The organism is Fundicoccus sp. Sow4_H7 (assembly GCF_052115865.1).
In the GTDB taxonomy this organism is placed as follows: Bacteria; Bacillota; Bacilli; order Lactobacillales; family Aerococcaceae; genus Fundicoccus_A.
The window spans coordinates 37,826-49,339 of the sequence record NZ_JBQKME010000011.1 but is presented as its reverse complement, the minus strand read 5'-3'; the positions used below and the strand labels follow the sequence as shown (position 1 = coordinate 49,339).

At 35.9% G+C, this 11,514-nt stretch carries 12 protein-coding genes; 9 read left to right on the top strand and 3 right to left on the bottom strand.

Going from position 1 to position 11,514, the window contains the following annotated elements:
• Window positions 1–5 precede the first annotated feature (5 nt).
• Window positions 6–1,442, top strand: a complete 1,437-nt coding sequence (locus ACTQ54_RS10115; protein WP_441756517.1) for a tellurite resistance TerB C-terminal domain-containing protein — start codon at window positions 6–8, stop codon at window positions 1,440–1,442.
• Between the two features lie 56 nt (window positions 1,443–1,498).
• Here the strand turns inward: ACTQ54_RS10115 and ACTQ54_RS10110 are convergent, their stop codons facing one another.
• Both ACTQ54_RS10110 and ACTQ54_RS10105 read right to left on the bottom strand, forming a co-directional pair.
• Window positions 1,499–1,840 carry a hypothetical protein gene (locus tag ACTQ54_RS10110; protein WP_441756515.1) on the bottom strand — a complete coding sequence of 114 codons (342 nt, stop codon included), beginning with the start codon at window positions 1,838–1,840 and terminating at the stop codon, window positions 1,499–1,501.
• The gene (locus ACTQ54_RS10105; protein WP_441756514.1) at window positions 1,815–3,140 is read right to left on the bottom strand and encodes a DUF1576 domain-containing protein; all 1,326 of its coding nucleotides are present in this window, start codon (window positions 3,138–3,140) and stop codon (window positions 1,815–1,817) included. Before ACTQ54_RS10105 ends, ACTQ54_RS10110 begins: the two co-directional genes overlap by 26 nt.
• A 157-nt stretch (window positions 3,141–3,297) precedes the next feature.
• Between ACTQ54_RS10105 and ACTQ54_RS10100 the strand changes: the two genes are divergently transcribed.
• From ACTQ54_RS10100 to ACTQ54_RS10065, 8 genes are all read left to right on the top strand, one after another.
• Complete coding sequence (locus ACTQ54_RS10100; protein ID WP_441756512.1) at window positions 3,298–4,125, top strand: exodeoxyribonuclease III; 828 nt, start codon at window positions 3,298–3,300, stop codon at window positions 4,123–4,125.
• Window positions 4,126–4,655: 530 nt separating this feature from the next.
• On the top strand, window positions 4,656–5,204 hold the full coding sequence (locus tag ACTQ54_RS10095; protein ID WP_441756581.1) for a GNAT family N-acetyltransferase: 549 nt from the start codon (window positions 4,656–4,658) through the stop codon (window positions 5,202–5,204).
• A gap of 75 nt (window positions 5,205–5,279) precedes the next feature.
• Window positions 5,280–5,708, top strand: coding sequence for a cupin domain-containing protein (locus ACTQ54_RS10090; RefSeq protein ID WP_441756510.1), 429 nt, complete (start codon window positions 5,280–5,282; stop codon window positions 5,706–5,708).
• 156 nt (window positions 5,709–5,864) lie between these two features.
• Entirely contained in the window at window positions 5,865–6,584 is a 720-nt protein-coding gene (locus ACTQ54_RS10085; RefSeq protein WP_441756508.1) for a GntR family transcriptional regulator, read from the top strand.
• 106 nt (window positions 6,585–6,690) lie between these two features.
• Complete coding sequence (gene lacD, locus ACTQ54_RS10080; RefSeq protein WP_441756579.1) at window positions 6,691–7,698, top strand: tagatose-bisphosphate aldolase; 1,008 nt, start codon at window positions 6,691–6,693, stop codon at window positions 7,696–7,698.
• A 44-nt stretch (window positions 7,699–7,742) separates the two neighbouring features.
• Window positions 7,743–8,906, top strand: a complete 1,164-nt coding sequence (locus ACTQ54_RS10075) for an SIS domain-containing protein (RefSeq protein ID WP_441756506.1) — start codon at window positions 7,743–7,745, stop codon at window positions 8,904–8,906.
• A 219-nt stretch (window positions 8,907–9,125) separates the two neighbouring features.
• On the top strand, window positions 9,126–9,998 hold the full coding sequence (locus ACTQ54_RS10070) for a fructosamine kinase family protein (protein ID WP_441756505.1): 873 nt from the start codon (window positions 9,126–9,128) through the stop codon (window positions 9,996–9,998).
• Between the two features lie 13 nt (window positions 9,999–10,011).
• Window positions 10,012–10,395: a Rid family detoxifying hydrolase gene (locus ACTQ54_RS10065; protein ID WP_441756503.1), complete on the top strand. Its 384-nt coding sequence runs from the start codon at window positions 10,012–10,014 to the stop codon at window positions 10,393–10,395.
• A gap of 54 nt (window positions 10,396–10,449) precedes the next feature.
• Here the strand turns inward: ACTQ54_RS10065 and ACTQ54_RS10060 are convergent, their stop codons facing one another.
• On the bottom strand, window positions 10,450–11,514 hold the full coding sequence (locus tag ACTQ54_RS10060; protein WP_441756501.1) for a hypothetical protein: 1,065 nt from the start codon (window positions 11,512–11,514) through the stop codon (window positions 10,450–10,452).

Genomic DNA, 11,514 nt, shown 5'->3' with positions numbered 1-11,514 from the left:
TAAAAATGAAAATGATAAATTATCAAGCGATAAAAAACTGGTTAAGCAAAAATATAGAAGACATTATCGATGTGACTTTTGATCAAGCTGAGCCAATCCCTACAAGAAAACGTAAAGTAAAGGAAGAAAATTGGTTGGCTTATGTTAATCATGATTACTTTACTGATCGATATCGCGGTAATAAAGAATTTGAACAACTTGTCGATCAATTGTATTTGCATTATATTCATATACTCGATCAGCATTTTAAAAGAGAAAATACTACCTTTATGAACTACATTCGTAGTTTTGCTTGGAATAGTTATGAAATTCGACGTTTTTTGCAAGCCATCCATGCTTTTGCAAGGACTAGAGTGATCAAACAATTTGGCAGTATACATGAAACAGAGTTATATTCAGAAGTAGGCATGTTGAACTATCGCTTAGGTAAAAAAGAGCGTGATTTATTAAAGAGAGAAACCGATGTATTTTTCACCTTTTTAGGAGAACCGAGCGATACATTAAAGAAATTATTCCGTCTTTCACCAGCAGAATTAAAACCATTATGGTGGGACTTAGATCAGTCTTATCGCGAAGAAAATAACTTAAGCCACTCACAAGAAAGAGTTTTATTTGCCACAAAAACAAGGACCACGAAAATTTGGGAAGGGCCTTATAAAAATGATATTTTGACTTTATATTTTGATATGTGGACGATAATTTTTGATGCTTTATCAGATGAAGCAGGTCCAACACCTAATAAAGCCCGTAATCAATTTATTAACAAGATACGACTTACGGCAGTTCGGCCCTATGAAGAAGATAAACATTATTATTTTATTAGTTCACTGATAAAATATGCGGAAAATACCATTCGCAAAAAATATGGACTTAGAGAAATTAAAGTTCAAGCTGATCTTGAAAATATAGAAAAACGATTTAATAAAGCTGTTGTTGATAAAATAAAAGAGCGCGTAGCGGCTGAATTAGCTCTTGCTAAAAAAATGGCTAAAGCTGAAAAAGTAGTCGAGCCTAAGAAAATTGAATTGAATTTTGAAAAAATATCTACTTCACAACAAGAATTAACCCAAATAGTTGATATGATTACTGATTTTGTTGGGGATGAAAATGAAGATGATGTCGTTGAAGTGGTATTGGAAGAAAAAGCAAAAAATGAAGAAGAAATGCCTGTATTAACTGGAACTGTAAATACTGATGATGATGGAGAGATTCAGCTTGTTTTCCTTCAAATGATTGTCAGTAACAATGGTTTAGATTTATTTGAAGCTGAAGCTTTTTGTGAAGAACATGGTTTATTCTTGAATGCATTTGTGAATCAAATTAATCAAAGACTGTATGATTTAGTTGAGGATCAAGTTTTGCTGATTGAGGGTTCGCAAATTATGGTGGATGATTTTTATCAAGAAGATGTTGAAAATTGGATAGAAGAGCAGGGGAACTAAATAAAGCTGAACTTTCGGGGTGCACTACACAAACGAGTCCGAAGTTCAGCTTTTATTTATTTGATTTTTCTTATAACGGTAAAAGTCATTATATTGTTTTCAAATTGAACCTTAGCCGAATCCACTACCGTTGCTAAAACTTCTAAATCTAATTGGTTGTCGCGTATTCCTAATAAATCATCGTAGTAATCCTCCACTTCAGGATGGCGGGTGGTATTTATTTTATGGATGATGGTGTCAATGTTTTCAGGTAGTTGAGTGGTTTGGGCAGTTAGCGTTATTTGTGTTTCCTGATCAAGTAGTTGGACTCGAACATTGATATCAGTGATATTTTCATTGAGAAAATAGTCGAGGAGTTCACTCACAATATTTTTAATTTTTTTTATTTCGCGTGGCATGATCTTTCTTCCTTTCTTGAATCATTTCGAAAATGGGTGCGAGCGAAGCAGCAACAAATCCGCCAGCAAAACCATTATTATAAAGATTGACACCTGCATGAACAAATCCAGTAAATTGCACCAGTGATGCATGAAGCCCGCCAGCAATAAAGCCAGCCAATGGACCGAATTTACCTGAGATAGGCGCAACAGTGGTTCCAAATAAGGCTGCTAATAAAGCTGAGTTGGATGCGGGTGATTCGGTATGCATTAACACTTGTGTGACATAAACACCAGCGATAACTGGAATGACATTTCGCGGATGTTTTCCAAAAAGTCCAAACCCAATGACGGTGAGAATCCCGCCAATGACCGGCCCTTCAATAATTCCGCCCACTGCAAGGACATAAGCCATGCTGATTAGTCCAAGAATACCAGCATTCATTATGGCCAAACCTGCACTATGAGATTGGACAAAGTCACTAATTAAAACACCTTGGCTATCCAACAAATCACGATAAGATGTTTTTGTCTTTCTATTTCCAAGCCAGCCTAATCCTATGAGCATTAAATTAAATACAAAGAAAAAGATATTTACGCCAAGAGTTGGAGCGATGTAAGTCGCGCTCACTGTGTCGACAAACAATCCAAATGCTCGCATGACACTAGCAATCAGCATACCAAGAACTCCAGCTGTAAAACCGATATTGTATAAATTATAGCCTTGGTGGAACCGTAAAAAAGCGGATGCGACTGGGGTTATAATAAAACCAATGAGGAGTCCAACTGCGTAAGCGATTGGAATGGAAAAATAAAAAGGAATATCTTGTCCAAAACTAATCAAACTGACGACTGGTCCAAGTGCTGTTGCAAACAAACTGGTTAGTAATGCTCGATTGTGGTTTTGATCGACAAATTTGCTATAAAGAATCGAACCAAACATAATCGGGATGGTATTAAAGATATTTTTTCCAAAAAATGCAAATCCTAAAATAGTAAATAAAGCTGCACTAATGGGACCTGTAATCCATTTCGTATAGCGGTGAACATAAAATGTGCTCAGTAATAAGACGATCGCAGCATTCACAAAAGTTGCACCCACACCACCGACTTCAAAATAATCGGTAATTAAGCTAGAAGGTGATACCATGATTTTCCAAAAACCATTCCAAATTTCTTGAGGACTATTCACTAATAATGCAAAAAGAATGAAAAGAATTCCAATGAAATAAAAGAAATATATGGCTATTTGAGTATCTCTCATCACATATTTTTCATAAAATTTACTAAAAGCGGTTGACTCTACATGTTCGGTTTCCATTAAGTGCCTCCAATAATCAATCATCATTAAACTTGATTATAATTGAGAATAAATTTAATTACTAGATGAAAAAAACTTCTTAAATAAATATCGCATTGATTGAAAGTCATCTTTTTTATGCGATAATAAAATTATAAAGAAAAGATGGGAGAATTTCATGAAAATTATATCTTGGAATATTGATTCATTAAATGCAGCCTTAACCAGCGATTCTGCTCGTGCTTTGTTATCGCGAGATGTTTTGTATACCATTCAAGCACATCAAGCAGACATTATCGCCATACAAGAAACAAAATTATCGGCAAAAGGTCCAACAAAAGCACATATAGCCAAATTAGAAGAAATATTTGCGAATTATTCGGTATTTTGGCGTAGTTCGGTTGAACCTGCTCGTAAAGGCTACGCTGGGACAATGTTTTTAGTGCGAGAAGGTTTGGATGTAACGCCTACCGCACCTCAAATCGAAGCACCAACTACTATGGATTTTGAAGGACGTTTGTTAACCTTAGAATTGGAAAATCTTTATGTAACACAGGTTTATTCACCGAATGTAGGTGACGCTTTGGTCCGTTTAGCTGATCGTCAACAATGGGATATTTTATATAGCAATTATTTAAGTGAATTAGATAAAACCAAGCCAGTCGTTGCGGTTGGAGATTTCAACGTTGCCCATAAAGAAATTGACCTGGCGCACCCAGACCGCAACCATTTTTCAGCTGGCTTTACAGACGAAGAACGTGCCGGCTTTAGCAATTTATTAGACGCTGGCTTCATTGATAGCTTCAGACACTTACATGGAGATGTTGAAGGCGTCTATACTTGGTGGGCTCAACGCGTAAAAACCAGCAAAATAAATAACTCCGGTTGGAGAATCGACTATGCACTAGTAAGTGAACGCTTGGGAGATAAAGTCATCAAGTCAGAAATGATTGATTCTGGAACACGTCAAGACCACACACCGATTTTAATTGAATTGGATATTTAGGATTGTGTTGGGAATTGGGATGGATAGATGTGGTGGGGTAAAGAGTTTATCCAGGAAATGCGAGAAGTTGGCCCGATGGGCCGTTAAGTGGCCAGGAATTGGGGAAAGTTGGCCAGCGGCTTCATTGATTGGCAAATAATTGTAAAAAACTGTCAAACATCCTCTTTCCCTGGCACATCTTTTGTATTATATGCCATGGAGAGCTGTTCCCTGGCATATCCTCTGAGTTATATGCCCTGGATAGCCGTTCCCTGGCACATCTTCTGGATTATATGCCTTGGATAGCTGTTCCCTGGCACATCTTCTGGATTATATACCATGGACAGCCATTCCCTGGCATATCCTCTGAGTTATATGCCTAATGAGCTCTTCATTCGGCACATAATTCAGATTATCTGCTTAAAGAGCTCTCTATTAAGCAGATCCAACAAGCTATATGCCGAAAACTATCTTTACACATCAAATTTCCAATACTTTTTACCAAATAAAATTCAATCCAAACCACCAAAAAGGAGCATTTTTCTTTGACAATGACGATTCGGCAAGCAAAAGCAGAAGATAATCAAGCCATCGAAGAACTTATTTATCGTACCTTTCAACCAGTTGTCCTTGAAGGGAGAACTGGGACAAGAGAACATTATTTAGCTCACCTTATGCGACAAGATGCAGCCTATATTCCAGAATTAGATTGGCTCATCTTAAAGAACGAGGAGCCAATCGGTCATATTATGTACTCACATGGTGATATTATTCATAACGATCAAACAAAAACGCCAGTCATTGTATTTGGTCCACTCAGTGTTGATCCGAATTACCAAAAACAAGGAATTGGTAAGCAACTCATTGCTGAAACAATTTTCAAAGCACAAACCTTAGGACACAAAGCCATTATTATTACGGGGCATCCGGAATATTATCAAGCTTTAGGATTTGTGCCAGCGGATGCTCTGTTAGCATATGAAATTGTCCCTGGTGCTTTAGATAATAAAGCCGGAAGATGGCAATATGCAGAGGTATTTAATCAAGCGGAAATAGATCAGACTGGCTTTGAAAAATATCAAAATAATTTTCTAAACTAAACCATTTAACTGGCATCCCTAGTCAAAAGGATTATAATATAATTAGATCCATTATAAAGAAAGAGGAGATTATTTATGTCAGAAAATGTTGAGCACAAAGACCATGGTAAAGAACCTTATGTTGTGAATATTGACAAGCTAGCCGTTGAGAATAATAATTATCGTACAACCCTTTGGACAGGTGAAAAACTTCAAGTAACCACTATGACAATCCAACCTGGTGATGATATTGGCTTGGAGATTCATGAAGGTATCGATCAATTTCTTCACATCGTTAGTGGTCAAGGGATTTGTAAAATGGGGCCAACGGAAGACAATTTAGATTTTACTCAAGAAGTTTATGCTGATGATGCGATTTTTGTTCCAGCAGATGTTTGGCATAATGTCGAAAATAATTCAGGCGAACCTTTAAAATTATATACCGTATATGCAGGTCCTGATCATTTAGCGGGCACAGTTCATGAAACGCACCAAGATGCGATTGATGATCCAAATGAACACTAATTTTAAATAAATACCTCTATATCAACACAGTGCTATTAAATGGTACTGTGTTTTTACATGGTCAGAGATATTTATTAAAAAGATTTGAAAGAAGAACTTGTAAGTTGAGCTAATTGACACTATGATTGGATTATCGAAAATGACTGGAGGGGTCTTATGACTGAAAAACCTATTTATATACAATTAAGTGAACAGCTGATTCAATATATTAATCAACATTTACAAGCTGGTGATTATTTACCGTCTGAGCGAAAAATTGCGGAACAATATCAAATTAGTCGGACCACGGTTCGGTTAGCATTGAAACAGCTTGAAGAACTAGGCTATATCAAAGCAAGACCTGGAATAGGAAGTATGATCACTGATCATTTTCAACAAGCCATCAATATTGGGTCTATGTATAGCTTTACCGAACATATGAAAGCTCTCGGCAGGCAACCTCAAACAGAAATCATTGCGAAAAAAATTATTCTTTGCAATGAAGAACTGGCAGCTTTCTTACCAGCACAAGAGGGTGATAAAATTATTTATTTGTATCGTAAACGCTTGGCTGATGAAATACCGATGATGATTGAAGAGACCTTTTTAGTAAGGAAAATGTTTCCTGGCTTAATCGATCAAGATTTTGAAAGTCGTGCCTTGTACGATATTTTGCGTGAAGATTATCAGACTGTCATCAAACAAGCTGAGGAAGAAATTTTTGCTAATCTTGCTACAAATGAAGCTGCAGACCACCTTGAAATTACTGCAGATAGTCCTGTGCTGGAAATAACGCGTAAAGCTTATAGTTCTAAAAACGAATTGATTGAATACACCAAGAGTATTGCCCGAGCAGATAAATTTTCTTATCGGATGGTTCATATCAATCGAAACTAATCACTCAGTGAATGAATAACGACCATTGACTTTCTATGAATATCTTTTATAATTAAAGTGGTTACTACCAGTTGTGAATAATAATCTAAAGAAAGTTGGAATTATTTTGGGTAAAGTGAAATTATCAGCAGAAAAACTTGAAGCAATCAAACGCTTATCAAATGAACAAAATGTTATTGCTGCATTAGCAATCGATCAACGTGGTTCTTTAAAGAAAATGTTAGCAGAAGGCGCCAATGTAACGGATCCAGAAGAAACGATTGTAGAATTCAAAAAATTAGTTTCTGCAGAACTAACTAAATACGCAAGTTCAATTTTACTTGATCCAGAATATGGTTTACCTGCTGCAGAACTTAGAGATGCGTCAGCTGGCTTACTAGTTGCTTATGAAAAAACAGGTTACGATGCTACTGAAGTTGGACGTTTACCTGATTTATTAACGGAATGGTCTGTTTATCGTCTTAAAGAAGCCGGAGCAGATTCTGTTAAATTCCTTTTATATTATGATGCAGATGAAGATGAAGCAATCAATGAGTTTAAGCATGTTTACATGGAACGTTTGGGGCAAGAATGTAAAGCACTTGACATGCCATTTTTCTTAGAGATTTTAACCTATGATGCCAATGGCGACAACGAAAAAGGTGAAGCTTTTGCGAAAGTTAAACCAGCCAAAGTTATTGCTGCAATGAAAGAATTTTCGAAAGAAAAATACCAAGTTGATGTCTTAAAAGTGGAAGTACCTGTTAATATGAACTTTGTTCAAGGTTATACAAAAGAAGGGCAAGAACCAGTCTACACGCGTGAAGAAGCCATGGCATACTTTAAAGAACAAAGTGATGCGACTCACATTCCATATATTTTCTTAAGTGCTGGGGTTAGCATGGAGTTATTTAATCAAACATTATGCCTGGCAAAAGAAGCAGGAGCAGTTTTCAATGGCGTGCTTTGCGGACGTGCAACATGGAAAGATGCTGTCAATGTTTACGTTGAAAAGGGCGAAGAGGCAACTCTTGAGTGGCTTCAAACAACCGGTCGCGCTAATATTGAATCCCTAAATGATGCCCTTAAAGAAACCGCCACACCTTGGACAAACGACTTTGAAGTGATTCATTAATCAAATAAATATCTCTGCTTTAAAAAATAATTAGGAGGAATAACATGTTTGAAATGGATACTGCACAATTGACCGAACTCGGTGCAGAAATTACAACACGTGAAATTAAGCAGCAACCTGAATTATGGCAAGAAGTATTGGATAACTATCAAGCCAAAGCCGAAGAAATTACTACATATTTAGAAAAAATACAAGCTAAACATGAGTTTGTTCAAGTAATTTTTTCAGGAGCAGGTACATCAGCTTTTGTTGGGGAAACAATTAGTCCATATTTAAATAAAATTCATGATCAAAAGAAAATTCGTTTCCAAGCTGTAGCTACAACAGATATTGTGGCGGCTCCAGACTATATTTTCCAAGAAGATATCCCAACAATTTTAGTTTCATTTGCTCGTAGTGGAAATTCACCTGAAAGTGTGGCAACCGTTAACTTAGCTAAGCAACTGGTTAAGGATTTTTATCAAATTACCATTACTTGTGCTGCTGAAGGGAAGTTAGCTAAAGCTGCAGAAGGTGATGCTGAGAACTTGTTATTGTTGCAACCTAGTCGTTCAAATGATGCCGGTTTTGCAATGACAGGTAGCTTTACTTGTATGTTATTAACTGCTTTATTAGTGTTTGATGCCAATACGGATAAAGAAAAAGTTGTTTCTGACTTGATTGAAATGGGTCAACAAATGTTAGCAGATGCGTCATTCGTACAAGAAATTATTGATTTAGATTTTAATAGAGTTATTTATTTAGGGTCTGCCGGTTTTTTTGGTTTAGCTCGCGAAGCGCAATTAAAGATCTTAGAGTTAACAGCTGGTAAGATTGCGACAATGTATGAAACACCACTCGGCTTCCGTCATGGTCCAAAATCTCTAATTGATGAAAATACATTGGTGATTAATTTTGTTTCAAGCAATCCATACAGCCGTCAATACGATGCTGATTTAATCAATGAAGTTTACCATGATCAAATTGCACGTCAAGTAGTGGCGATTTCCGTTGATTCTATCGAAGGTATTGATAACAAACAATATAACTTTGATGCAAAATATAGCCATATCGAAGATGTCTACTTGAGCTTACCATTTGTTATTTTTGCTCAAACCTTGTCTTTATTGGCTGCGATAAAAGTGGGTAACAATCCAGATAAACCATCTCCAACAGGGACTGTCAACCGTGTTGTTCAAGGAGTAATTTTACACGAATATAAAGCTTAGAAAAAAAAAATTTTTTATGAAATTCCGGACACTCAATTTAGAGTGCTTCGGAATTTTTTGGTTTTTATAGTGGTATTTTTGGTATCAAATGATAGTTTTAAACTATATTATTTATTGATGCAAATAATATAAATTCCAAAATATATGATAAAATAAAAAAATAAACTTGTTAAGAAAGAGATTTCTAGATTATAATTACATAAGAAAGGATTGGTTTCATTGAACAATGAATGGTTCAAAAATATTCCTCTTCAATCAATTGATTCAATTGAAACATTGAGTCAAGCGAATGCAAAACATATGTATCGTGTTGTATCCAATGAAAAAACCTACTTTTTATTGCTACGACCTGATCAAACAACTGATTTTTATGCAGCTGAAATTAAAGGCTTGGAGTTATTTGCTGACAATGGCATAAGGACACCAGAAATAATTGCTCATGGTGTTATTGAAAACCACCCTTATTTACTGTTGGAGTTTTTAGAAGAAGGGCAAGGAAGTCAAAAAGATTTAGGAAAATTAGTAGCTAAGATGCACCGGATTCAACAAGAAAACAAGCAATTTGGTTTTGAATTTCCGTATCAAGGCGGTAGTATTTGTTTTGAAAATGAATGGACAAATTCATGGCTTGTGTTGTTTGTGAATCAGCGATTAGATGTTCTAAATGAAGAACTAATCGATAAAGGATTGTGGAATAGACAAGATGTGGAGACGTTTAAAGACGTCAGAAAAATAATCGTAGAAAGTTTAAGTCAACATGAAAGTGAATCGTCACTTTTACATGGAGACTTGTGGAGCGGGAATTTTATGTTTCTCAAAAATGGAGAGCCTGCTTTATTTGATCCTTCGCCATTATACGGTGACCGTGAATTTGATATTGGGATTACAACTGTTTTTGGTGGATTTAACCATGATTTTTATGAGGCTTATCAAGCCGAGTATCCATTAAAATCTGGCTATGAATTCAGATTACGATTTTATCGTTTATATCTATTAATGGTCCACTTACATAAATTTGGTCGAAGCTATTATACAGATGCGATAGATGAAATGGAAAGAATCTTGAGAGCAGAAAAAATAAATTATATATGAAAGAAGTGTTGTCATGACAAGAAGTAGAAGAAAAGTAATTCAAACAAATGAAGCACCAAAAGTGATTGGTCCATATTCGCAAGCCATTATATCTGGTAATATAGTTTATGTGTCAGGTCAATTGCCGATAAATCCTGTTACAAATGAGATTGCGGCTGATATAAAGGAACAAACGGTCCAGTGTTTGACCAATATTAATGAAATCTTACATGAAGAAGAAATGGATCTGTCGCATGTGGTCAAAACTACTGTGATCCTAAGTGACATGAATGATTTTGATGCATTTAATGCAATTTATGCCGAATATTTTTATGAACCTTATCCTGCCCGTCTTACTTTTGGTGGACAACTACTTCGAGGAGCAAAAGTACAAATTGCCGTTGAAGCCATTAAATAAATATCATAAACGACCAGCTATTGGATGAATTACTTTCCAATAGCTGGTCGTTATTTAAAGTTTTATTTCAAAAAGTCCATAGTCAGTATGTGCCGTTTGTAATTCTTTGACATAATGGTTGGTAATTTTGCCTTGATGGATAAGAGCTCCGATTGATAAAGCCTTTCTCTTTTTAATATTTTTAAATACAATATATGAAAGGGCAGACCCTAAACCAAGGTGATCCGCATCTACACCTAAATATAACAAAATATATCGCTTAGCTTTTTTACGTCGTGTCAGTATTTTAAAGATGTTAAGTGGCGTGAGCTTTTGATAAACAATCGTTCCATAGTCGGGGAGTGGGATAAAAAAGCCAACGAGTTTGGATTCATAGTAAGCTAAAGTTACCATTGAAAAGTCAAGAATTTGTTTGTAGGCGGCAAAAATTTCTGAAAATTGACTGTCAGTAATGGATTGAAATACAGGAAAGTCTGCATAAAGTTTTTTCAATAAATAAAAGACTTCCAATGACACCTTGGACCAATCATCTTTTTTAGGATGTACAAATTGGTAACCTCGATCAATAAAATGCCTGTAACGTTTTTTAAGTCTTTCGGCTTGGAAGCCCAAGGGCGATTGTGTGTAAAAATGTGATTGATATTGTTCAACTAATTCAAAACCAATTGTTTGCCATAAATCGGGATAATAATCCAAATTGTGAGGCTCGCCAGTAAATGGAGCACAATCAAAATTTGAAAGTTTCATTCGATAACCCAACCAAAAACTTCCATTGACAGGCCCGATAAGTTTTTTGGCACCAAGTGATCTAGCTTGCTCAAAAATAAAATCCATAAATTTTTCCATGACTTGGGGTAAGTTAACCGCTTCAAAAAAGCCTAGAAAGCTTTCATTGTTTGTTCGATTATAGATTAAGGCAGAACGGATGACAGCTTCTTGGTCAACATAGGCAATATATGCTTGAAAGGAAAAAGTAGGACTGAGCACATGTGTTCCTGCCAAAAGTGCTTCAATTTCAGCAGTTGATTCCATGCGTTCATTTGCCGGATATAATCTCCACGGCAACAAAAGAAAATCAAGCGCTTCTTTTGTATTTGCAAAAACTTGTTTAATCTCCAT

Coding starts and splice junctions, on each gene's coding strand:
- ACTQ54_RS10095 (WP_441756581.1), top strand. CDS start 4,656: ATGACGATTCGGCAAGCAAAAGCAGAAGATAATCAAGCCATCGAAGAA.
- ACTQ54_RS10110 (WP_441756515.1), bottom strand. CDS start 1,840: ATGCCACGCGAAATAAAAAAAATTAAAAATATTGTGAGTGAACTCCTC.
- ACTQ54_RS10090 (WP_441756510.1), top strand. CDS start 5,280: ATGTCAGAAAATGTTGAGCACAAAGACCATGGTAAAGAACCTTATGTT.
- ACTQ54_RS10075 (WP_441756506.1), top strand. CDS start 7,743: ATGTTTGAAATGGATACTGCACAATTGACCGAACTCGGTGCAGAAATT.
- ACTQ54_RS10065 (WP_441756503.1), top strand. CDS start 10,012: ATGACAAGAAGTAGAAGAAAAGTAATTCAAACAAATGAAGCACCAAAA.
- ACTQ54_RS10105 (WP_441756514.1), bottom strand. CDS start 3,140: ATGGAAACCGAACATGTAGAGTCAACCGCTTTTAGTAAATTTTATGAA.
- ACTQ54_RS10115 (WP_441756517.1), top strand. CDS start 6: ATGAAAATGATAAATTATCAAGCGATAAAAAACTGGTTAAGCAAAAAT.
- ACTQ54_RS10085 (WP_441756508.1), top strand. CDS start 5,865: ATGACTGAAAAACCTATTTATATACAATTAAGTGAACAGCTGATTCAA.
- ACTQ54_RS10100 (WP_441756512.1), top strand. CDS start 3,298: ATGAAAATTATATCTTGGAATATTGATTCATTAAATGCAGCCTTAACC.
- ACTQ54_RS10060 (WP_441756501.1), bottom strand. CDS start 11,514: ATGGAGATTAAACAAGTTTTTGCAAATACAAAAGAAGCGCTTGATTTT.